The 22,729-nt window shown below is 76.1% G+C and carries 18 protein-coding genes; 3 read left to right on the top strand and 15 right to left on the bottom strand.

The window, feature by feature from the left end; translation table 11 throughout:
* Positions 1-55: 55 nt before the first annotated feature.
* Positions 56-715: a DUF3000 domain-containing protein gene (locus tag AC5WAM_RS10800; protein WP_366796024.1), complete on the bottom strand. Its 660-nt coding sequence runs from the start codon at positions 713-715 to the stop codon at positions 56-58.
* Between the two features lie 155 nt (positions 716-870).
* Here AC5WAM_RS10800 and hemE point away from each other — a divergent pair, with 155 nt between their 5' ends.
* Complete coding sequence (hemE, locus tag AC5WAM_RS10795; protein WP_366796023.1) at positions 871-1,938, top strand: uroporphyrinogen decarboxylase; 1,068 nt, start codon at positions 871-873, stop codon at positions 1,936-1,938.
* A 3-nt stretch (positions 1,939-1,941) separates the two neighbouring features.
* Here the strand turns inward: hemE and AC5WAM_RS10790 are convergent, their stop codons facing one another.
* The 9 genes from AC5WAM_RS10790 to AC5WAM_RS10750 all read right to left on the bottom strand — a co-directional run bounded on the left by AC5WAM_RS10790 (position 1,942) and on the right by AC5WAM_RS10750 (position 14,125).
* Complete coding sequence (locus AC5WAM_RS10790; protein ID WP_495522466.1) at positions 1,942-2,634, bottom strand: spherulation-specific family 4 protein; 693 nt, start codon at positions 2,632-2,634, stop codon at positions 1,942-1,944.
* Positions 2,631-3,560: an NAD-dependent epimerase/dehydratase family protein gene (locus AC5WAM_RS10785; protein WP_366796021.1), complete on the bottom strand. Its 930-nt coding sequence runs from the start codon at positions 3,558-3,560 to the stop codon at positions 2,631-2,633. Before AC5WAM_RS10785 ends, AC5WAM_RS10790 begins: the two co-directional genes overlap by 4 nt.
* 3 nt (positions 3,561-3,563) lie before the next feature.
* Entirely contained in the window at positions 3,564-4,277 is a 714-nt protein-coding gene (locus AC5WAM_RS10780) for a nucleotidyltransferase family protein (RefSeq protein ID WP_138962324.1), read from the bottom strand.
* Positions 4,278-4,315: 38 nt separating this feature from the next.
* Positions 4,316-5,317, bottom strand: a complete 1,002-nt coding sequence (locus AC5WAM_RS10775) for an SDR family NAD(P)-dependent oxidoreductase (protein ID WP_495522465.1) — start codon at positions 5,315-5,317, stop codon at positions 4,316-4,318.
* 49 nt (positions 5,318-5,366) lie between these two features.
* Positions 5,367-6,881: a hypothetical protein gene (locus AC5WAM_RS10770; RefSeq protein WP_495522464.1), complete on the bottom strand. Its 1,515-nt coding sequence runs from the start codon at positions 6,879-6,881 to the stop codon at positions 5,367-5,369.
* Complete coding sequence (gene pelF, locus AC5WAM_RS10765; protein ID WP_495522463.1) at positions 6,878-8,455, bottom strand: GT4 family glycosyltransferase PelF; 1,578 nt, start codon at positions 8,453-8,455, stop codon at positions 6,878-6,880. Before pelF ends, AC5WAM_RS10770 begins: the two co-directional genes overlap by 4 nt.
* Positions 8,456-8,720: 265 nt before the next feature.
* A complete protein-coding gene (locus tag AC5WAM_RS10760) occupies positions 8,721-10,880 on the bottom strand; it encodes a hypothetical protein (protein ID WP_495522462.1) in 2,160 nt (719 codons plus the stop codon).
* Between the two features lie 770 nt (positions 10,881-11,650).
* Entirely contained in the window at positions 11,651-13,036 is a 1,386-nt protein-coding gene (locus AC5WAM_RS10755) for an FAD-dependent oxidoreductase (RefSeq protein ID WP_495522461.1), read from the bottom strand.
* 96 nt (positions 13,037-13,132) lie between these two features.
* Positions 13,133-14,125, bottom strand: coding sequence for a DUF4349 domain-containing protein (locus AC5WAM_RS10750; RefSeq protein ID WP_495522460.1), 993 nt, complete (start codon positions 14,123-14,125; stop codon positions 13,133-13,135).
* A 164-nt stretch (positions 14,126-14,289) separates the two neighbouring features.
* On the opposite strand from AC5WAM_RS10750, the gene hemG reads away from it, so the two are divergent.
* Positions 14,290-15,780, top strand: a complete 1,491-nt coding sequence (hemG, locus tag AC5WAM_RS10745) for a protoporphyrinogen oxidase (RefSeq protein ID WP_495522459.1) — start codon at positions 14,290-14,292, stop codon at positions 15,778-15,780.
* A gap of 4 nt (positions 15,781-15,784) precedes the next feature.
* Positions 15,785-16,504, top strand: coding sequence for a hydrogen peroxide-dependent heme synthase (gene hemQ / locus AC5WAM_RS10740; protein ID WP_495522458.1), 720 nt, complete (start codon positions 15,785-15,787; stop codon positions 16,502-16,504).
* Positions 16,505-16,513: 9 nt separating this feature from the next.
* On the opposite strand, the gene AC5WAM_RS10735 is transcribed toward hemQ, so the two are convergent.
* The 5 genes from AC5WAM_RS10735 to AC5WAM_RS10715 form a co-directional block, all read right to left on the bottom strand.
* The gene (locus tag AC5WAM_RS10735) at positions 16,514-18,124 is read right to left on the bottom strand and encodes an alpha/beta hydrolase (protein ID WP_495522457.1); all 1,611 of its coding nucleotides are present in this window, start codon (positions 18,122-18,124) and stop codon (positions 16,514-16,516) included.
* 102 nt (positions 18,125-18,226) lie between these two features.
* Positions 18,227-19,021 (bottom strand): TIGR04222 domain-containing membrane protein, encoded by a 795-nt coding sequence (locus AC5WAM_RS10730; protein WP_495522456.1) that lies wholly within the window; start codon positions 19,019-19,021, stop codon positions 18,227-18,229.
* A 105-nt stretch (positions 19,022-19,126) separates the two neighbouring features.
* Positions 19,127-20,023, bottom strand: coding sequence for a DUF4142 domain-containing protein (locus AC5WAM_RS10725; protein ID WP_495522455.1), 897 nt, complete (start codon positions 20,021-20,023; stop codon positions 19,127-19,129).
* A 193-nt stretch (positions 20,024-20,216) separates the two neighbouring features.
* The gene (locus AC5WAM_RS10720) at positions 20,217-21,284 is read right to left on the bottom strand and encodes a TIGR04222 domain-containing membrane protein (protein ID WP_495522454.1); all 1,068 of its coding nucleotides are present in this window, start codon (positions 21,282-21,284) and stop codon (positions 20,217-20,219) included.
* A gap of 39 nt (positions 21,285-21,323) precedes the next feature.
* A complete protein-coding gene (locus tag AC5WAM_RS10715) occupies positions 21,324-22,661 on the bottom strand; it encodes an MbnB/TglH/ChrH family RiPP precursor modification enzyme (protein WP_495522453.1) in 1,338 nt (445 codons plus the stop codon).
* Positions 22,662-22,729 lie beyond the last annotated feature (68 nt).

Raw genomic sequence — 22,729 nt, 5'->3', positions numbered from 1 at the left:
CCGTGCGACGGACCGGCCGCCGCCGTGAGTGACGCCCCGCCGCCGCCCCGCGGCCTCAGCTCAGGCGCGGGCCCCGGCGCTGCGGCAGCGTGACCACCGAGCCGTCCACGGGCCCCGCGGGCGGCAGCCCCGCCACCTGGCACAGCAGATCGCACCACGCCGCGAGATGCGCCCCCGCGTCCGGCACGCCCCCCGCGCCCTCCCGCGGCGTCCACGAGGCGCGGATCTCGATCTGCGAGGCGGGCGGCCGCTCCGCGAGCCCGCCGAAGTAGTACGACCCCGCACGCGTGACCGTCCCGCTCGGCTCCCCGCAGGAGAGCCCGCGCGCCTGGAGCGCCCCGGTCAGCCACGACCAGCACACCTCGGGAAGCAGCGGATCGGCCGCCATCTCCGGCTCCAGCTCCGCCCGCACCAGGGTCACGAGCCGGAAGGTGCCCTTCCAGGCCTCGTGCCCCGCCGGGTCGTGCAGCAGCACCAGCCGCCCGTCCGCCAGATCCTCGTCGTCCTCGACGACCGCCGCCTCCAACGCGTACGCGAACGGCGCGAGCCGCTGCGGCGGCCGCGTCGGATCGATCTCGATCTGCGGCCGCAGCCGTGCCTCCCGCAGCGCGCCGACCGCCGCGCGAAAGGGCGGCGGCGCCGTGTCCGCCACCACCCCCTGCGCTCCGTCCATCTCGCCAGCGCCGTCCGACCGTTGTCCCTGAGCCGCAGCCATGCGGGGAACATTAAGGGGAACTGCGGCTTCGCGCAGTCACCCCGCCGTTGCGCGGCGAGGTGTTCCGCCCCCGCGGGCCGCCCGCACGCCCCGCGTCCGGCCTCGAACACCGACGGGCTTTTCCGCCCCGGGACGGGCCGTGCGAGACTTTCCCGGTGACTGTCAACGACCAGGCCACCGGCCAGCAGCCCGCAGCGACGTACGACTCCGCCTTCCTCAAGGCGTGCCGGCGCGAGGCGGTGCCGCACACGCCCGTGTGGTTCATGCGGCAGGCCGGGCGCTCCCTGCCCGAGTACCGCAAGGTCCGTGAGGGCACGGCCATGCTGGAGTCCTGCATGCGGCCCGACCTCGTCACCGAGATCACCCTGCAGCCGGTGCGCCGCCACAACGTCGACGCCGCCATCTACTTCAGCGACATCGTCGTCCCGCTGAAGGCCATCGGCGTCGACCTCGACATCAAGCCCGGCGTCGGACCCGTCGTGGAGCGGCCGATCCGCACCCGCGCCGACCTCGCGCAGCTGCGCGACCTCACCCCGGACGACGTCTCGTACGTGACCGAGGCCATCGGCATGCTGACCGGCGAACTGGGCGCCACGCCCCTCATCGGGTTCGCCGGTGCGCCGTTCACCCTCGCGAGCTACCTCGTCGAGGGCGGACCGAGCCGTAACCACGAGCACACCAAGGCGCTCATGTACGGCGACCCGCAGCTGTGGGCCGATCTGCTCGACCGGCTCGCGGAGATCACCAGCGCCTTCCTGAAGGTGCAGATCGAGGCGGGCGCCTCCGCCGTGCAGCTCTTCGACTCCTGGGTGGGCGCCCTCTCGCCCGCCGACTACCGCCGCTCGATCATGCCCGCGTCGCGCAAGGTCTTCGACGCCGTCGCCTCGTACGGCGTGCCGCGCATCCACTTCGGCGTCGGCACCGGCGAACTGCTCGGTCTGCTCGGCGAGGCCGGGGCCGACGTCGTCGGCGTCGACTGGCGCGTGCCGCTCGACGAGGCGGCCCGCCGCGTGGGCCCCGGCAAGGCGCTCCAGGGCAACCTCGACCCCGCCGTGCTCTTCGCCCCGCGCGAGGCCGTCGAGGCCAAGACCGACGAGGTGCTCGCGGCGGCGGCCGGACTCGAAGGCCACGTCTTCAACCTGGGCCACGGCGTGCTGCCCTCCATGGACCCGGACGCCCTGACCCGGCTCGTGGAGTACGTGCACACGCGCACCGCCCGCTGACCCTCACACCCAGCAGCCGGGCGCCCACGGCACCTCGGGCGGTTCCGGCGGTTCCGGCGGTTCCATCCAAGGGTTGGGGCCCGCCCCCGGCACCGCGCAGTGCACCCCCGCCCCGCGCCGCGCCGCCGTGCGCGCCGCGAGGCGGGACAGGGCGGGCGGCACCCCGTACACCAGGTGGCAGAACCGGTCGGGGGAGTGCCGCGCCGTCCACGGCGGAGCGCTGAACGAGCGCAGATACGTCGCCCAGTGCCCCTCGAAGGTGACGAGCAGATCCGCGGCCCGCGCATAGCCCGCCGACGCCGGATGCGTGCCCGGGTTCAGGACCACCGGGGCGAGCCCGCGCTCGCGCGCGCGGCGGACCAGGCGCCGGCAGTGGCGCAGCTCGTCCCGGCCCGGCGCGATCCGGTCCAGGAAGCAGCCGTCGACCCGGTAGAAGTCGAGGTGCCGGTCCAGATCGGCGGCGACCTCGCGGGGCGGGCGCCCGCCGTACGCCGCGTCGACGTACCCGAGCACCGGCACCCCCGCCGTGCGCAGCGCGTGCGCGGCGGCGGCGAACGCCGGGTCGGGGGCCGCGCCCGGCCCGTCGGCGGCGTTGAGCACGACGCCGTACAGGTGGGGCGCGACCGCCACGAGCGCCCGCCAGGCCGCGGGAGCCGCGGCCGGGTGGACGTACAGCGGGACGAGCAGCGGACTCATCGCCGGTCCGCGGGGACGCACGCGCCGGCGTCCACGGCCCCGTCCGCGGCCCACAGCGCGGCCAGCGCGTCGGCGAGGTCGTGCCGCGGGCGCCAGCCGAGCTCCCGGTCCGCGGCCCCGATGTCCGCGCACTGCCAGGGCACCGCCGCCGAGCGGCCCGCGGCGGGCAGCGACTCCTCGATCCGGCCCCGGAAGCCCGCCGCCCGCACCAGGCCGTGCACCAGGTCGCGCACCGGCACGGCCCGGCCGCTGCCGATGTTGAGCAGCGGCGGCACCGGGCCCGGCGCGGTCACCGCCAGTTCCACCGCCCGCGCCACGTCGCGCACGTACACGAAGTCCCGGAACGCGGACAGGTCCCCGACCCGGACCGCGCCGTGCGGCGACTCGGCGACGGCACGCCGCAGTTCGGCGGTGAGCCGCCCCGGCAGGCCCGCCGCGGGCGCGCCGGGGCCGACCGGGTTCGTCACGCGCAGGGCCACCGCGTCGAGCCCCGACGACGTCACCGCCAGGGTGCCCGCCAGCTTGGTGGCGCCGTAGGGCGCGACCGGGTGGGCCGGGCCGTCCTCGGCGGTGCGCGCGCCGCGCGGCTGGGGGCCGTACTCGGCGGCGGAGCCGAGGTGGACCAGACGGGCGCCGGGCGCCGCCGCGCGCAGCGCCTCGCACAGCAGCGCGGGGCCGCGGGAGTTGACCTCCGCGAGGGTCAGGGCGGTGCCGCCGACCGCGCCCGCGCAGTTCACCACCGCGTCGGGAGCGGCCCGTACGAGCAGCTCCGCCAGGTCGCCGGGGGCGGCCGTGGCCAGGTCGCAGCGCAGGTCGGCGGCGGGGGCCCGGCCGCAGGTGCGCAGCCGGGCGCCGGGCAGCGCGCGCAGCCGCTGGGTGATGTGCGCGCCCAGATAGCCGGTCGCGCCCAGGACGAGAATCCGCACGGCTCATGCCCCCTTGAGCAGCAGGGAGCGGTGGGTGGTGAACTCGGCGTTGGCGCGGTCGTAGTCGTCGGGGCGGCCGATGTCCAGCCAGTAGCCGTCGAACGCGTAGGCGTGCGGCGGGTTCTCGGTCTTCAGGAGGTCGAGGACCAGCTCGTCGAAGCCGAGCGGCAGGCCCGGCGTGTACGGGGTGAGCGTCTCCCGGGAGACGCCGTAGACGCCCATGGAGACGCGGTAGTCCACGCTCGGCTTCTCGGTGAAGGCGACCACGCGCCGCTCCTCGGTGGTCAGGACGCCGAAGTCGATGTGCACCTCGCGCGGGTAGGTCGCGATGGTCAGCGGGGCCTTGGACCCCTCGTGTCTGCGCAGGACGTCCGCGAAGTCGAGGTCGGTGAGTATGTCGCCGTTCATGACCAGGAAGTGCTCGGGGAGGCGGTCGAGCATCGTGAGCAGCGGGCCCATGGTGCCGAGCGGGCTCTCCTCGGTGGAGTAGCCGATGCGCAGGTTCCAGCGCGAGCCGTTGCCGACGTAGGCGCGGATGATGTGGCCGAGGTGGCCGATGGCGATGGTGCAGCTGGTGAACCCGGCCGCGGAGAGCTGGCGCAGGACGATCTCCAGGATCGCGTGCTGGTCGCCGATCGGGACCAGCGGCTTGGGCAGCGCGGTGGTGTACGGGCGGAGCCTGACGCCCTTGCCTCCGGCGAGGATGACTGCGTGCATGGGGGTGCTCCCTGTCTGTGAGTCGGGGTGATGGAGCGTCAGATGTTGTAGATGTCCGTCTTGTAGCGGGCCAGGTTGGCGGGGTCGAGGAAGAACTCCACGGTCCGGGCGAGGCCCTCCTCCAGGCCGTGCCCGGGGCTCCAGCCGGTGGCCTCGCGCAGCCGGGTGGCGTCCGCGACCAGGCGCAGCACCTCCGAGGCGGCGGGCCGCACGCGCTGTTCGTCGGCCCGCACGTCGAGGGCGGTGTCCATCACCTTGCCGATGAGGCGCACCAGGTCGCCGACGGAGATCTCGCCGCCGGTCCCGGCGTTGAAGGTGCGGCCGAGCACGGCGTCGGCGGGCGCGGTGCCGACGGCGAGGAAGGCGCGGGCGGTGTCCTTGACGAAGGTGAAGTCCCGGGTGGGGCGCAGATCGCCGAGCGTGACGGTGCGCTTCCCGGCCGCCACCTGGCCGATCACCGTCGGGATGACGGCCCGCATGGACTGGCGCGGGCCGTAGGTGTTGAACGGCCTGAGCGTCACCACGGGCGTCGCGAAGCTCGCGTAGTAGCTGTCGGCGAGCCGGTCGCCGCCCGCCTTCGAAGCGGCGTACGGCGACTGGGTGTTGATGGGGTGGTCCTCGGTGATGGGCACGGTCCGCGCGGTGCCGTACGTCTCGCTGGTCGAGGTGTGCACCAGACGCGGGACCTCGGCGTGCCGCACGGCCTCCAGGACGTTGAGGGTGCCGGTGACGTTCGTGTCGACGTAGGAGTGCGGCGCCCGGTACGAGTACGGGATCGCGATCAGCGCGGCCAGGTGGTAGACGACCTCGGCCCCGGTGACCAGGGCGCGGGTCGAGCCGGGGTCGCGCACGTCGCCCAGGACGACCTCGACCTCGGCGAGCACGTCGGCGGGCAGGGTCTCCAGCCAGCCGTACGAGGAGAAGGAGTTGTACTGGACCAGCGCGCGCACGCGGTGGCCCGAGGCGACGAGCTCCTCGGTGAGGTGCGAGCCGATGAAGCCCTCGGCTCCGGTGACGACGGCGAGCGGTGCGGACGTCATGCGGGTCTCCTGGCGGTCGTGGTGGGTCGAGCGGTGCGGGAGGCGCTGTTCAGCTGTGGGCGGTGGGGCTGCCCAAGTGGCGTACGGCGGCGCCGAGCAGGGCGAGCGCCGCCGTCGTACAGCCCACGAGCTGGGCCGTGCTCGCGGGCAGGTCCGACAGACGGGGGAGCGCCGTGGCCACGGCCGCCGCGCCCAGGCACAGCGCGGCGGACGGCCAGGCCACGCCGAAGGCCTGGAGCAGCAGCGCCGTCCACAGGGCCGCGCCGAGGGCGAGCAGCGGGCCCGGGGAGGTGCCGGTCAGCGGGATGCCCACGGCGAGGGACGCCAGATACGCGGCGACGCACAGGCCGAGCGCGCGGGCGGCGCGCAGCCGGAAGCCGAGCGGTGTGGTGGAGGCCCGCAGCGCGGCCACCGCGAGCCCCCGGAAGCGGTAGAGCAGCCACTCGGCGGGGCCCATGCTGAGGGTGAGCACGATGACGGCGTAGGGGTCCTTGAGGCCCGCGGCCGTCGCGAGGGTCCCGGCGGCCAGCCCGAACAGGCCGTACGGCAGCGAGCGGACCAGATGCGGCGCCGCCCCGGCCGCCGGGGCGGCGGCCAGCGCGGTCCGCAGGGCGAGCCCGGCCGTGCCCGTGGTGAGCAGCACGGTGAGCGCCGGCAGGCCCAGGCCGAGGGCCGCCGGGGGATCCCACCAGGGCAGCACGGCCGCGCCCGCCACGACGGGCAGCAGCGCCACGGCGAGCCGACGCTCGTGGCCGAGCACGAGGAGCACGCCCGCCGCCGCCAGATAGCAGGACTGCCCGGCGGCGAAGACGGCGGCGGAGCCGGGGCCGGCCACCGCGAGCCCGGTGAGGGCCGCGCACCCGACGCCGGGCGGGGCGCCGCGCAGCAGGGCACGCGCCGCCTCGTGCCGCCCGGTCACGAGCCGTACGTACGCCCGGTGGCTGAGCGCCTGCGACCAGGCCCAGGACACGAGGGCCGCGGCGATCAGACCGTGCGGGCCCGCGTCGCCCCAGGCGCCCGCGGCGAGCAGGTAGGCGGCGCCGGGCAGCGCGAACAGCAGCCCGCGCAGGGCGCACTTGGCGTGGTCGGGCCGCCAGGGGTCGGGCGGCAGCGGCGGCTCCGGGTGGCTGCGCGGCACCCGCCGGTAGAGGGCGTCGGCGAGCGAGAACAGGTCGCGGTGCCCGTACTCCTCCTGGATCCGCTCGCCGGTCATGCCCTGCGACTCCAGGACCGCGGCGACCTCGTAGGGATGCACGGCGGCCCCGACGTCCTCGGCCAGCTCGGCCGCGAGCGCGTCGACGGGGTCGTCGGCGCGCGCGGCCCGCAGGCCGGGGCGGTGGCCCCCGGGCCGGGCGCCGCACCCCGGGGCGTGCGGGCAGGGCGCGGGGCGGGCCCGGGGCGCCGCCGCGGGCTCGGGGTCGCCCCGGGCCCAGGAGGGCCGTCTGCGGCGGGGCGCGGGGCCGGACTCGGGGGTGCGGTCGGGCAGCGCCCAGGACGGGCGGCGGCGCCCGGCGAGCGCGTCGACGCCGTCCTCGCGGGGCGGCAGCGCCATCGGTCCGCTCATCCGGCCGCCTCGCTCCCGGCGAAGTCGTACGCCGTCGGGCCCGGCTCCTGGCCGGTCGGCCGCCCGGTGCGCAGCCCGGGCTCGCGCGGGCCTTCGAGCGCGGGCCGGGCGCCCGCGGCCAGCTCGTGGTAGATCTCCCGGAACGCCTCCACCGTCTGCCGCAGCGTGAACTGCTCGATGACGCGGACCCGGGCCGCCGCGCCCATCGCGGCGCGGCGGCCCGGGTCCGACAGGAGCTCGACCGCCGCGCCCGCCATGGCCTCCGGCGCGCGCGGCGGCACCACGAGGCCGGTCGGGCCCACGGCCTCGCGGACGCCCCCGACGTCGGTGGAGACCGTGGCGCGGCCGCACGACATGGCCTCGATGAGGGTGAAGGGAAAGCCCTCGCTGATGCTGGACAGCATCACCACGTTGCCCGCGGCGTAGGCGTCCTTGATGTACTCCACGCGGCCCTCGAAGACCACCGAGTCCGCGTGGCCGAGCGCGGTGGCCAGGGCCTCGCAGCGCTCCCGGTAGGCCTCGCCGCCGCGCGGGGTGCCGCCGAACAGGCGCAGCCTGGCGTCCGGCACCCGCTCCCTGACCAGGGCGAAGGAGCGGATCAGGGTCTCCAGGTCCTTGATCGGGTCCACCCGCCCGGCCCAGCTCAGGGTGGGCGTGTCCGGTTCGGGGCCCGCGGCCGGGAACGCCTCGGGGTCCACGCCGTTGTAGACGGTGCGGATCAGCGCGGGGTCGGCGCCGCCGCGCTCCTCCCAGAGCCGGTTGTAGCGGTTGCCGGGCGTGATCAGGGCCGCGCGGCGGTACGACTCCTCCGCGAGCAGCCGGAAGAAGCCGAGCAGGACCGCCTTCACCGGCCAGCGGTAGGGGCCCGTGCGATAGCCCAGGTAGCGCTCGCGCAGATACACGCCGTGCTCGGTCAACAGCAGGGGCACGCCGTGGGTGTGACGGGCGATCAGGCCGGGCAGCGCCGCGATGCCGCCGCTCACCGCGTGCGCCACGCCGTGCTCCGGCGGGTGGGCGGCCAGCGGACGCAGGGCGTGTTCGAGCAGATGGGTCGCGGTGACGGCGTCGTGCAGCGTGGGGCGCGCCTCGGCCACCGCGAGCCCCGGCGTGCGCCACACCGAGGCGAGCACGCCGACCGCGCTGTCGCCGCGCAGCGCCGGGGAGAGGGCCCCGTCCCGGGCGTACGGGGCCAGGGCGTACAGGGCCGGGGCGAAGGCGCTCTCGGCGGTGGGGTCGAGCAGGGCGGTGAGGAAGGCCTCGTAGTGGGTGAGGAGGTCCCGGCGTGCCCGGCCGCGCGGGGGGCGTCCGGCCGGGTCGGGCCCCCACATGGGCAGACAGACCGGCTCGGCCACGTGCGGCGGCAGCTCCCAGGCGAGGGGCTCGCGCCCGGTGCCCGTCACCGCGAGCACGCCGAAGTCGACGTCGGGCATGCCGCGCACCAGCTGGTCGCACCAGACGCTGACGCCGCCGTGGCTGTGCGGGTACGTGCCCTCGGTCAGCAGCGTGACGCGGGTGCGCCCGGACGGGCCGGGCGGGGGTGCGGGTATCGGCACCGTCGCGGACGGTGTGGGCATGGGTGGGGCTCCCCAAGTGACGTCGTGGTGCGGGTGGCGGGCGGCCGTGTGCCGGAGGCAGGCGGGAACACGCCGCGTCGCCTTGGTGCGTGTGAGGTGGAGCGGGCCCGCCGGGGCCCGTGGGCCCGGCGGGAGTTCTGCTCCGCCGTTTCCGCCCGCGGTCGGCGCGCGGACGGGAACGGCGGCCCCCGTTGGTCCCCGGCGCGGTGCCGGAGGCGGTGGCGCGGGCCGGTGACGCCGGTGCGGCGGTCCGGCCCGCGGTCGTTCAGCGGCCGGTCGGCAGGGACTTCGGGGTGTGCCCCGCGGTCCCCGGCGGCACGTACGTCGCCACGCCGGGCGGCACGTGCGCGCGCCTCGCCGCGGGCACCGCCGCGGGTTCGGCGCCGCCCGTCCTGCCGGTCGGGGGCGCCGACGGCAGCGTCAGGGTCACCCGGTCCTGGAGCAGCCCGGGGGAGACCCAGCCCGAGGACCTGCCGGCGTACGGCGAGCCGAACGCGCCGGTGCCGACGACGAGTTGCTGCCGCGTCCCGGTGGGCATGGTGGCGGTCGCGGCGACACCCGCGGGCGCCTGCACGGTCACCGTGTCACCGATGCGGTACGCCGTGACGCGCCCGGCGCCGAGGGCCGCGTCCCAGGCCGCGCGCGAGCGCAGCTCCGCCCCGATGTCGGCCATGCGCAGCTTCACCAGCGGCGCGGACGGCGCGTACAGCTCCTCGTAGGCGTCGAGGACCTGGTCGAGGACGGGGTAGCCGATGCGGTCCTCGGCCAGGTTGGACTGGTGGATGAAGTGCGGCCGCGGATTGCCCGACAGGACGTGGCCGAGGGCGATGGCCGACTCCACGGGCACGATGTGGTCCGCGTAGCCGGTCGTGAGGTCGAGCGGCTTGTCCAGACAGGTCGTGACCGGCGAGTTCTCGCACAGCCCGCTGCCGCCGTCGGACTTGCGGGTGTAGATCCAGTTGTACTCGTCGACCTGCTCGGCCTCGTGGCCCGCGTTGTAGAAGACGTTCATCGGGTAGCGCGGCACCGTGAGAGACGGGCCGACCTGGCGCTGTCCGGGCTCGCGGGAGTTGTCCGAGCCGAGCCAGCGCACGCCGTTGTCGCCGAGCGCGGGGGCCAGGTTCGGGTTGTCCTCGGGCTGCTGCGGCAGGACGCGCAGGCCCGAGTGCTCACCGGTCACCAACTCGCCGTTGTCGAGCGGCAGTTCGGCGCGTTGGCCCCAGGCGCGGTTGCGCGAGACCTGGTCGTCTATCTCGGTCCGCGACACGTACTTCGTACTGCCGTCCGCGTTCTTCGCGCAGCTCCAGGGCACCTTGGAGGTGTCCTGCTCGCACCCGAGGAACGGGTGGTTGTAGGTGTGGTTGACCCAGCGGAAGGCGTTCCGGTCCTCGATGAGGTGGTCGGCGAGCGGGTCGTCGCCGCCGTTCTCCTCGCGGTACAGCTCGCTGCCGCCGCCGTTGTAGGCCAGGTCCAGCGGCAGTCCCCGCCGCTCGGACCACTCGGCCGCGTACGCGGCGTCCTCGGGCGTCATCCGGATGCCGTCCTGCTGGCCCTGCCCCGGAGGGCAGTCGATGTCGCCCGGGGTGCAGTTGAGCTCCATGTCCCAGCGGTCGTCGGAGCCGAAGACGTCGTCCACGTGGACGGCGAAGTAGTTCCGCGACGCGCCGACGCGCACGCCCTGCGTCAGCCAGTCGACGACGCCCCGGGCGATCAGCCTGAACTGCTGCTGGTGCTGGTTGTAGACGAACGTGACCACCAGCTCGCGCCGCCCGTCGTGCCGGTACTCCCCGACGAGCGAGCCGCGGCTCGACCCGCCCGGGGCCGTCGCCTCCACGTACGGGGTGAAGTCGGCGCCGGGCGCGGGCTTCGCCAGGTGGCCGTAGCTCTCCCCGACCGTGGGGGAGTTGTCCTCGAAGGGCACGGCTCCGGCGAGGTAGCCGAACGGGCCCGCCTCGCCCGCCGCGGTGACCTCGGCGCGGACGCCGTCGAGCGAACCGCTGTACTCCGGTTTCTGCAGGCCCGCTTCGGGGCGGGCGTAGGTGTAGGCGTCCACCTGCGGGACGTTGTACGTCCGCTCGTAGGCGGCGAGCGCGGCCAGCTCGGCCGAGCCGGTGCCGAACGGGTTGTCGTTCGGCAGCACGACGGCCTGGAACCGGGCGCGCGGCCTGCCGTCCACGGTGTCCGCGAGGAAGGCGGCGTCGATCACCGGCCGACCGCTGTCGCGCAGGTCGACGGTGGTGAACGGCGTGCCCTGGGCGTCGAGTTCGGCGGTGATGGCGGCGGTCGCGGGACCGCCGTCGGTCACCACCAGGACGCGTAGGTCGATACGGGGTTGCTCCGCTGCCGCCGCCGGCTGGGCGGGCAGCGAGAGCGCGATGAGCAGAGCGCCGGCCCCGAGTGCCGCCGCTCGTGCGGTGCGATTCATCTGGTTGTGGTCCCCTCCGCGGTCGGATCACGACGGTGCGGACACCGCAGGACCCGCCCCCAACGGCACGCGCGCACAGATCGCGGTGCGTGTCCGTGCCACTCTGACGCGTCACATAGTGCGACTCCGCCGGGGGTGTTGTGCCGGTTCCGTGAGATCTGGCGGAAAAGAGCTGGCAAGCGCTGCGTGGTGTGAGAGAGGGCTCCTGAGGGGGATGGGGTTTGACGGAGTGTTGACTTGTGAACCGTTTCCGGGGAGCCGTGCCCGCTCAACGGGGTCGGGTCTGCCTCGCCGCCGAAGTGATTGGCCGCTACACCTAAGGGGCGTGCGCGGGGGCGCGTTCTCTCTCGGTCGCACTACTGCGGCGCGCGTGGGAACCGGCCGCGCCCGGGGGGTGCGCAGGGCTCGATGGAATGCCGGAATGCGCGTTCGACCTGCGTTGCCGTTGGAATGCGGGGCGTGGGCCTTCGGACCTGAGGCCGGGGGTGGCGGGGGCGCCCTAATGTGCGGGGGAATCAGATGTTCCCCGGATCGGGTGAGCGGCGGAAATTGGTGCGGACCAATGCCCCTTCCGCCCCCGCCGCCCCGCGTGGCGGAGAGCCTCCCGGCCGTCCGCCGGGACCCGGCCCGCGCATACCCCGCCCGCGCCCACGCGCCCCGCCCGCCCCCCACGTGTCCCGCCCAATCCCACGTGCCCCGCCCAACCCGCGCGCCCCGCCCGCCCGGGACGTGCCCCGGCGGCTCGGCCCCCGCCGCCGGAGCGCGCCCCGTCAGCCGCCGGTCCCGCGGACCGCCGTCACCGCCTTGCGGGCCGCCACCAGGACGGGGTCCCAGACGGGGGAGAAGGGCGGAGCGTAACCGAGGTCCAGGGCCGTCATCTGCTCGACCGTCATCCGGGCCGTCAGGGCCACCGCCGCGACGTCGACCCGCTTGGCCGCGCCCTCGCGCCCCACGATCTGCGTCCCGAGCAGCCGCCCCGTCCGGCGCTCCGCCAGCATCTTCACCGTTATGGGGGCCGCCCCCGGGTAGTACCCGGCCCGGCTCGTCGACTCGATGGTCACCGTCTCGTACCGCAGGCCCACCGCCTTCGCGTCCTTCTCGCGCAGGCCCGTACGCGCGATCTCCAGATCGCAGACCTTGCTCACGGCCGTGCCGACGACACCCGGGAAGGTCGCGTAGCCGCCGCCCACGTTCGAGCCGATGACCTGCCCGTGCTTGTTCGCGTGCGTGCCGAGCGCGATGTGCCGCTGCTGCCCGGAGACCAGGTCGAGGACCTCCACGCAGTCGCCGCCCGCCCAGATCGCCCCGTCCGCGACGGACCCCCGCACCCGCATCGACAGGTCCGTGAGCAGCCCGCCGTGCTCCCCGAGCGGCAGCCCCGCCGCCCGCGCGAGCTCCGTCTCGGGCCGTACGCCGATCCCGAGCACCACCACGTCCGCCGGGTACTCGGCGTCCTCGGTGGCCACGGCCCGCACCGCGCCGTCCGCACCGGTGAGGATCTTCGTGACCTCGGCGTCGTTCACCATCGCGATGCCCATGCCGGACATCGCGTCGCCGACCAGGCGCCCCATGTCCGGGTCGAGCGTCGACATCGGCTGCTCGCCGCGGTTGAGAGCCGTGACCTCGTAGCCCCGGTGCAGCAGCGCCTCGGCCATCTCCACGCCGATGTAGCCCGCGCCGATCACCACCGCCCTGCGCCCCCGCGTGGCCCCGAGCCTGTCGAGGAGGGCCTGGCCGTCGCCCAGGGTCTGCACCCCGTGCACGCCCGGCGCCTCGATGCCGGGCAGCCGCGGGCGCAGCGGCCGCGCGCCGGTGGCGATCACGAGCTTGTCGTACGCCGTCCACTCCTCGGTGCCCGAGGCGAGGTCGCGCGAGCGCACCCGCCGCCGGGCCGGGTCGATCTCCACGACCTCCGTTCGCATCCGCAGATCGATCGCGCGGGCCCGGTGTTCCTCCGGTGTCCGCGCGATCAGGTCGTCGCGTGCGGAGACCTCGCCGCCGACCCAGTACGGGATGCCGCAGGCGGAGAAGGAGGTGAAGGAGCCGCGCTCGAACGCGACGATCTCCAGCTCCTCGGGCGCCTTGAGCCTGCGTGCCTGGGACGCGGCGGACATGCCCGCCGCGTCGCCGCCGATGACCACCAGTCTTTCGCTCATGCGCCCACGCTACGTCGCCGGTCAACGTGCCCGGCGCACGCCCGCGTTGCCGCCGGGACCTGACCGTGCGGCACCACCCGGCCCGGCCGGGCCGCCTCAGGAACCGTCCGGCGCCCGGGGCGTGACCTCCGGCGCCCGGGGCGTGCGCGAGGGCCGCACCGCGCGCCCCCGGCCCCACCGCAGCCACGCCGCGCCCAGGAGCGCCGCGCCCACCGCGAACGGCAGCGCCGCGCCCAGGGCGACCGCCGCCCAGCGCAGCATCGTCACGAACGCGCCCCAGCCGCCCGCCAGGGCGTCCACCACGGTCGGACCGTCGTCGTCATCGGCCCCGCCGCGCCCCGTCGGGGCCTCGGTGAGCGTCAGCGTGACGGTGGCGAGCGCCGTGCGGTCCTTGAGCGAGGCCTGCCGCGCGAGCAGCGCCTCCAGATCCGCCTGACGGGTGCTCAACTCGCCCTCCAGGGACACGATGTCGCTGATCTTCGTGGCCTTGTCCATCAGCTCCCGCACCCGCGCCACGCTCGCCCGCTGCGTCCTGACCCGGCTCTCGACGTCGACGACCTCCTCGGTGACGTCCTCGGCCTTGGCGGTGCGCGACAGGAGCCTGCCCGTGCCCGCCAGGTCGGACAGGACCTGCGCGTACCGCTCCTGCGGCACCCGCAGGACCACGCGCGAGCGCTCCCTGCCGTGCCGGTCGCGGTCCGTGGTCTCGTCGCCGACCAGGCCGTCCGCCTCCCCGGCGACCGCGCGGGCCCGGTCGAGGGCCTTCGACACGTCCCGTACGCGCACGGCCAGCGACGCCGTGCGGATGATGTGCGGGCCCTCGGCCCGCAGCCGCCCGGACCGCTTCTTCGCCCCGGCCTCCTTGGCGCCGGGCGCCGCCGCCCCGCCGTCCCCGGCGGCCCGGTCGGCGCCGCCCGCCCCCTTGGAGAACTCCCCGGCGCCGTCGCCCCGCTCGGCCCGGGCCGCCTCGGCGCCCGAGGCCTTCCCGCTGTCGTCGCCGCCCGCGCCGCACCCCGTGAGCGCGAGCGTCCCCGCGAGCAGCGCGACGGCCAGCGCCCGCACGCCCCCGCCTGTCCTGGCCCTGCGCATGTCGTACCCCCGAGCTCGTCGTGACTGTGCCCCTACGACGGCCCGGGCGCCCGGGCCGTTCGGCCCGTACGGTCCCGAAGCGGTCCCGGCGCGGTCACGAACGGGACTCGCCCCGGCGGGAGACGGCCGTCGGGCGCCCGAGGGCCGTCTGAGACAGTGGGGGCATGCGCGCAACGGACACCTCGACAGGTCAGGGACACGCAGGTCAGGAACGTGCGGGACGGGCGGCCCACGTCGTCGTGGTGGGCGGCGGCATCGCCGGGCTCGCCGCCGCGCACCGGGCGCTCGCGGCCGGGTGCCGCGTGAGCGTCGTCGAGGCCTCCGACCGCGTCGGCGGCAAGCTGCTCCCGGGCGAGATCGAGGGCGCGCGGGTCGACCTCGGCGCCGAGTCGATGCTGGCCCGCCGCCCCGAGGCGGTCGCGCTCGCCCGCGAGGCCGGGCTCGGCGACGCGCTCCAGGCGCCCGCCACGGCCAGCGCGTCGCTGTGGACGCGCGGCGCCCTCGTGCCCATGCCCAAGGGCCATGTGATGGGCGTGCCCGGCGACCCCTCGGCGCTCGCCGGGGTGCTGTCCGAGGCCGGCCTGCGGCGCGTCGCCCAGGACGCGGAGCTCGCGCCCACCGAGGTCGGCGAGGACGTCGCGGTCGGCGCGTACGTGGCGGCCCGGGTCGGCCGCGAGGTCGTGGACCGCCTGGTCGAGCCGCTGCTCGGCGGGGTGTACGCCGGGGACGCCTACCGCCTGTCGATGCGCATGGCCGTGCCGCAGCTGTACGAGGCCGCGCGCACCCACGCCTCCCTGCTCGGCGGCGTCCGCGAGCTCCAGGCGCTGGCCGCCGCGCGGCAGCAGACCGGACCGGTGTTCATGGGCATCGCGGGCGGCGTGGGCCGCCTGCCGCTCGCCGTCGCGGACGCGGTCCGCGCGCGGGGCGGCGAGATCCTCCTGGGCACCCCCGTCCAGGCGGTGCGCAGGACGCCCGACGGCTGGCAGGTGCGCGCCGCGGACCGGCTGATCGCGGCGGACGCCGTGGTCCTCGCCGTCCCCGCCCCGCACGCCGCCCGCCTCCTCGACGCGGTGTCCCCGGGGGCCGCCGCCGAGCTGCGGGCCGTCGAGTACGCCTCCATGGCCCTGATGACGCTCGCCTACCGGCGCGCCGACGTGTCCCTGCCCGAGGGCAGCGGCTTCCTCGTGCCGCCCGTCGAAGGCCGCACCATCAAGGCGTCCACGTTCGCCTCGCAGAAGTGGGGCTGGGTCGCCGAGGAGAACCCGGACCTGCTGGTCCTGCGCACCTCGGTGGGCCGCTACGGCGAGGAGCAGGACCTCCGGCGCGACGACGCCGAGCTGATCGACGTCTCCCGCGGCGATCTGCGCGCGGTCGTCGGCCTGACCGCGCGGCCCGTCGCCGCCCGCGTCACGCGCTGGCAGGACGGCCTGCCCCAGTACCCCGTCGGCCACCACGCGCGCGTGGCCCGCGTCCGCGCACACGTGGGCCGCCTCCCGGGCCTGGCCGTCTGCGGGGCCGCGTACGACGGCGTCGGCATCCCCGCCTGCATCGCGAGCGCGTACGCCGCCGTCGACCAGCTCAGGGGCGACTTCTCCGGCGTCGAGGAGCTGACGGCCCACCCGGTGCAGAGCCTCCACGGGGGCGCGGGACAATAGCCGCATGAGTGACGACGCCCCCGCCAAGATCCCGAACGCCGGCAAGAAGGCCAAGGACCTCAACGAGGTCATCCGCTACACCCTGTGGTCCGTCTTCAAGCTGCGCGACGCCCTGCCCGAGAGCCGCCTCGGGTACGCGGACGAGGTCCAGGAGCTGTTCGACAAGCTGGCCGCCCAGGACGTCACCGTCCGCGGCGTCTACGACGTGTCGGGGCTCCGCGCCGACGCCGACATCATGATCTGGTGGCACGCGGAGACCAGCGACGAGCTCCAGACCGCGTACAACCTCTTCCGCCGTACCAAGCTCGGCCGCGCCCTGGAGCCGGTCTGGTCGAACATGGCGCTGCACCGCCCGGCCGAGTTCAACAAGTCGCACATCCCGGCGTTCCTCGCCGACGAGACGCCGCGGAACTACGTGAGCGTCTACCCCTTCGTGCGCTCCTACGACTGGTACCTGCTGCCCGACGAGGACCGTCGCCGCATGCTCGCCGACCACGGCAAGATGGCCCGCGGCTACCCCGACGTGCGCGCCAACACCGTCGCCTCGTTCTCCCTCGGCGACTACGAGTGGCTGCTGGCCTTCGAGGCCGACGAGCTGTACCGCATCGTCGACCTCATGCGTCACCTGCGGGCCTCCGAGGCCCGGATGCACGTCCGCGAGGAAGTGCCGTTCTACACCGGCCGCCGCAAGTCCGTGGCGGACCTGGTCGAGGGGCTCGCGTAACCGCCCCGCTCACCGCCACGCCGCGCGCGTCCCGGGGGCCTTCGTCCGCGCCCGGGACAGCGGCAGCGGCTCCCGGTGCGGCGCGCACTCCGCGTGCCCCTCGGGGAGGCTGCCCCGGAGCAGATACGCGTCCAGATAGCCGTTGACGCAGGCGTTCGGGCCGCCCGCGATGCCGTGCGTCCCCGCGCCGCGCTCGGTCACGAGGACCGAGCCGAAGAGCCGCTCGTGCAGCTCCCGGGCGCCCGCGTACGGCGTCGCCGCGTCCCGCTCGGCGGCCAGGATCAGCGTCGGCGGCAGGGCGCCCGGCGGGGCCCACACGTCCACCGGCCGCTGGCGGGGCGCGGGCCAGTAGGCGCACGGCAGGTTCATCCAGGCGTTGTCCCACGTCTCGAACGGAGCGGTGCGCGCCAGGTCCGTGTTGTCGCGGTCCCACACCTCGAAGTCGGTGGGCCAGGAGGCGTCGTTGCACAGCACCGCGGTGTACACGGCGTTGCCGTTCTCCTCCTCGGCGGCCGCCGCGGGCTTGGGCCCCGCCTGCGCGATCAGCGGCCGCGGATCGCCCTTGAGGTACTGCGACAGGGCCGTGGCCCGCATCGGCCAGTAGTCGTCGTAGTACCCGGCCTGCAGGAACGCCGAGTGCAGCTGGTCGGAGCCGACCGTACCGCCAGCGGGTTCGCGGGTCACCGCCGCCCGCACCTTGTCGTACGCGCGCGCCACGGCCTCGGGCGTCGCGCCCAGGCCGTACGTCCTGTCGTGCTTGGCCACCCACGCCCGGAAGTCGGCCCAGCGCCGCTCGAACGCGGCGGACTGGTCGAGGTTGTTGGCGTACCAGACCTGTTCCGGGTCCGGGTTCACCGCCGAGTCGAACACCATGCGGCGCACGTGGCCGGGGAACAGCGTCGCGTACACGGCGCCGAAGTACGTGCCGTACGAGGCGCCCATGAAGGTCAGCTTCTCCTCGCCGAGCGCGGCGCGCAGCACGTCCAGGTCCCGGGCGTTGTTCAGCGTGGTGTAGTGCGGCAGGGCGGCACCGGCCCGCTCGGCGCAGCCGCGCGCGTACGCCCGCGCCCGCTCGATCCGCCCGGCCTTGGCCGCGGGGCCCGGATGGACCGGCGAGTGGGTGGGCGCCTTCGTGAACTCCTTCGGGTCCTGGCAGGACAGCGGCGCGGAGCGGCCGACGCCGCGCGGGGCGTAGCCGACGAGGTCGTACGCCGCCGCCAGGCGCCGGAACTCCGGCAGGCCGCGGACCAGCGGGAAGTACATGCCGGACGCGCCGGGGCCGCCCGGGTTGAAGACGAGCGCGCCCTGCCGGGCCACCCGGTGGCCGCCCGCCCGGCCGGTCGCCTCGGCGCGGCTGACGGTCAGTTCGATCTGCTTGCCGTCGGGGTCCGCGTAGTCGAGCGGGACCGTGACCGTGCCGCAGCGCACGGACGGCGGCAGGCCCTCCGCCGCCGGGCAGGCCCCGAAGCGGACGCCCGCGGCGCGGGCGCGCTCGGCGGCGACGGCGGTGCCCCGCTCCTCCCCGGTGGGCCGGGGGAAGGGGTGCGCGGGGGCGGCGACGAGGGCGGAGAGGACCAGGGACCCTGCGGCTCCGTACAGGACGGCTGCGGCTGCTCTCATCGCGGTACTGGGCCCTTTCGCACAAGAAAGCCATGAATTGTGACGAAAGGGATGTTTCGCTCAGTGGTTGGTGAAGTAAAGCACCGGTCCGCCGGTGTCGGCTCAATGACCCTGTTGGCGCGTGGACCGGTAGCCGTCGAGGTTCGGGTCCCGGTGCGAGAGCGCGGCGCGCAGGCCCGGGTCGTTCAGGGCGCGCACCCCGCGCACGGCGAGCGCCGTGAGGTCGTCGCGCGAGGGCACCGCGCCGAGCAGCCGCTGCCCGGCGGGCGACGCCCAGCGCGAGGCGGGCACCTCGAAGCGGGCGATGGCCAGACAGCTCAGGGTGAGGAGCAGCGGCAGCGCGAACCACACCGCGACGGGCAGGTCGTCTGCCTGCCCCTGCTCGGGGAGCAGCGTCGCGCACGCCCCGAGCACGGCGATCGCGGCCGCCGCGGCCCGCACCTGCCGGAGCGCGCCCGCGATGCCCGACCAGGAGCCGTCCGGCACGGCGAGTCCCGCCGCGACCAGGCGGTCGGCGAGGGCCCGCACCGCGTCCGCCGTGGCCGTCGCCCGGCGCACCGGGGGGATCCGGGACTGCCCGCCGGGGCCGATCGCGCCCAGGACCGACCGTTCCACGTCGTCCGGGGCGTCCCGGGCGTCGCCGACCGGGTCGACGACCGTGGCCCAGCCCGTGTGCGCGAGCAGCAGCCGCCGCCGGCGCGCCATCGAGACCAGCGCCACGTCGGCCACCCGGCCGGGACCGCCGGACAGGAACGCCGCCTCGTACAGCGTGAGGCGCCGCGTCGACCCGGAGGCCCTGGCCTCGGCGGCCGCGGCGTGCACGGCGGCCAGGCACAGCCGTCCGCAGGACAGGGCGGCGACGGCGCAGGCGAGGAGCAGCAGCGGAACCCAGAACATGCCGGTGTTTCTATGTGAACCTCCGGTGACGGCGCCAGCGGAATTCCACGATGTGGACGCGGATCACAGGGTCCCCAGGGCTCACAGGGACAGGGATCACCGGGCTCACGGGCGGGGTCTCGGCTGGGACACGGCGGGCGGCAGCGTGAAGCTCGGCGTCGGCGTCACCGGTGACGCCGAGGGCGGCGGGCCGTCCACGGGGCCCGGCGGCGCGGGGGAGCGGGTCGCGGGCTGCGGGCCCGAGGTCGCGCCGTCGCGGGCGATCCGGTCGAAGTCGACGAGCCCGGTGGCCTCCAGGACCTTGATGTGGTCGAGGACCGTGGTGTTCGCGTCGTCGGCGAGGGCGCGCACCAGCGAGTTGCGGGTGCCCGCGCGGACCTGGGCGACGAGCGCGAAGACCTTGCCGTGCGCGAGCCGCAGGACGTTCGCGAACGTCTCGTCGTACGCCGCGCCGCGCGCCGCGCTCAGCTCGGCCAGCCAGCGCCGCTGCTGGGCCGTGGGCTGGCTGGGCAGTTCGAGCCGCAGCTGCGCCGCGACCTCGCGGACGCGCGCGTCGAGGAAGGTGTGCCCCTCCACGAGGTGCTCGCCCGCGGTGTGCACGGCCTGGGTGGTGCCGCGCTCCCCGGCCTGCTGCCCGGCGGGCAGCTCCCACAGGCCCGCGAGCCGCACCTTGGTGACGAAGTCCCGGTCGAGCGCGGACAGCGGCCCGAACTCGGTCGACTCGGTCTGCGCGTTGAGGGCGTCGAGACCGGTGCCGGACCGGTCCTCGTAGGACCACACGGGAAAGACCAGCGCGGCCAGGGTGACGACGAGCCCCACGAGCACGAGCCCGCTGCCGCTGATGAGCCCGCCGCCACGGGTGAGTCCGCCGCCCCGGACGAGTCCGCCGCCAGGGGTGAGTCCGCCGCCCCGGACGAGTCCGCCGCCAGGGGTGAGTCCGCCGCCCCGGACGAGTCCGCTGCCACGGGTGAGTCCGCCGCCGCGGACGAATCGGGATCGCATGAAGCCTCCTGTAGCGCCTGTGCACGCTAGTGCGTGCCGCAGGCCGGGGGCCGCGATACCGCGCGAGGTACGTCAACGTCCGTACGGGGGCGTGCACGTGGTGCGGTCGTGCGCGCCCGTGGGATGCGGCAGGGGCGGTCGCGGGGGCACGCGGGAGGTGCCCCCGCGGTGGCACGCCGGGCGTGCCCGGCGGTCAGTCGCCTCCGCCGCCTCCACCGCCGCAGCCGCCCCCGCAGCCCGCCCCGCAGCCGCCTCCGCCGCAGCCGCTCCCGCCGCTGCCGCAGCCGGACCCGCCGCGGGCGTCGCTCTCGCCGTCGCGGTGCGCACTGCCGCAGCTGGGGCCGCCGCAGCCGGTGCCGCCCGCGCACCAGGCGACGGGGGTGCCGGTCCACAGTCCGGTGGTCCCGGAGGGCGCGGAGGAGGCGGCGACGGGCACGGCCGGCGGGTGGCCGACGCGCAGCCGCCGCGCCTGCGCGAGCTGTTTGCGCAGCTCGGTGTCCGTGACGCCGCGCAGGCCGCGCGCGGCGACCGCGTGCGCGGCACCCCGCTCCTCCGCGCGGGTGCGGGCCCGGTGCAGGCGCAGCGCCACGCGGCCCCGCGCGGTCGCCCGGTCCCTGGCCACCCGGGAGCAGAGCACCCCGACGGCGCCGCCGAGCAGCACCACGAGGGCCATGTGGAGGTCCGAGTACGCGGAGCCGGACCTCCCGACCGAGGACGTCGAGGCCAGGACGAGACCGAGCGGCACGCCCGCCGCGCACAGGACCAGATGCGCGGTGATCCGGCGCCGCCAGGGCCGCAGCGGGCCCGGCGGCACCATCAGACCGCGGGCGGCGAGCGCGTCCCCGAGCCCCTGCACGGCCGGGGCGCGCATCACCGCGGCGCGCAGCCAGTGCAGGGCGCCGCTGGGCGCGGTGGCGTACGTGGCGAGCACCGCCGCCTCCACCGGGTGCCGGACCGCGGCGCCCGGGGCGACACCGGCGAGGCCGGGGTGCGTGACCAGGAGGCGGCCGTCCTCGTGCAGGGCGGCGAGCGCGGCGTCGGCGGCCCGGCCGGGCCCGCCCGCGAGGAAGGCGGCCTCGTACGCGTCGTCCAAGGCGCCGCGCGGCGGTTTCGCGCGGCCGTGCCCCGGCCGCCGCCGGGCCAGGAGGACCCCGGCGACGACGGCGGCGCACGAGGCGGCGACGAGCAGGAAGTAGCCGCCGGCGAGGGCTTCGGCGGCCGTGTCGGGCAGGGCGGTGTGCGTCAGGTGGGCGCGGTGCATGGCTGGTCCCCCGGGAGCGGTGTGGGTGCGGGCGTCGCGTCAGCGGAGCGCCTGGCTCCGGCGCAGCGCGAGCCGCGCCGTGCGCAGCCAGCGCGTCACCGGGCGGCCCTCCAGGGGGCGCGGCCCCGAGCGGTCCAGCCACCAGTGGGTGAGGCGGCCGCGTGCCGCGGCGTCCTCGGGGCGGCCCGCGAGCAGCAGGTGCTCGGCGAAGGACAGCGCGTCGCGGCGGTAGCCCGCCGTCATCGGACGCCCCGCCGCGTAGGCGCGGAACTCGCCCCGGTACGCGTCCCCGAGGATCTCCGGCAGCTCGGGCGCGACCTTCGCCACGACGTCCGCCCGCTTGGCGGCGAGCGCCCGGCCCTGCACGCGAAGCCGCGCCCGGTCGAAGCCCTCCGGCGCGGGCGTCCCCGCGACGAGCGCGGAAAGCAGCGACGCCTGCGCGAGGGCCACGCGCTCGCGGGCGCTGGCGAGGGCCTCGGCGTCCGGCACTCCGGCCGGGGCCTGCGGGGCCGCGGCCGTGCCGCAGGGCTCGGCACCGGGGCTCCCGGACCCCGCCGCCTTCGTCACCGTGGCCCGGATCGCGTCCAGTTCGCGTGCGAGCTCGCCCGGCGCGGGGAAGTTCTCGTCCCGCTCCAGGAGCACGCCCGGCGGGTCGGTGCGCGCGGCCAGGTCGGCGAGGACGTCGAGGACCGGCTGCGGCACCGGGTGCGCGTGGCTGTCGTGCCAGACGCCGTCCCGCTCGAAGCCGCCCGCCACGTGCACGTACGCGAGGGCCTCCAGGGGCAGCTCGGCCAGCGCCTTGGCGGGGTCCTCACCGCGGTTCACGTGGTTGGTGTGCAGGTTCGCCACGTCGATGAGCAGCCGTACGCCGGTCCGCTCCACCAGCTCGTAGAGGAACTGCCCCTCCGTCATCTCCTCGCCCGGCCAGGAGATCAGGGCCGCGATGTTCTCCACGGCGAGCGGCACGGGCAGGGCGTCCTGCGCGATCCGCACGTTCTCGCACAGCACGGCGAGCGCGTCCCGGGTGCGCGGCACCGGCAGCAGGTGCCCCGCTTCGAGCCGCTGCGAGACGGTGAGCGGGCCCCCGGCCCGGACGAAGGCGATGTGCTCGGTGACGAGCGGCGCGCCCAGGGCCCCGGCGCGCTCCGCGAGCGCGGCGAGCCGCGCCTCGTCGGGCCGGTCGGCGCCGCCGAGCCCGAGCGAGACGCCGTGCGGCACGACCGTGACGCCGCGCTCGCGCAGCCGCGTCAGGGACTCGGGCAGATGCCCCGGGCAGACGTTCTCCGCCACGACCTCGACCCAGTCGACGCCGGGCATGCGCTCCACGGCCTCCGCTATCTCCGGCCGCCAGCCGATCCCCGTACCCAACCGCACCATGATTCCCCCCGTGTCCTTGGTTCTTCGCTCCGTGACGCGCCTTTGCATCCTCCTTCGACGCCGGAGTC

The organism is Streptomyces sp. JLYT201, assembly GCF_059448825.1.
Note: the sequence above shows the minus strand (reverse complement) of the source record. Positions and strands in the feature narration are given on the sequence as shown.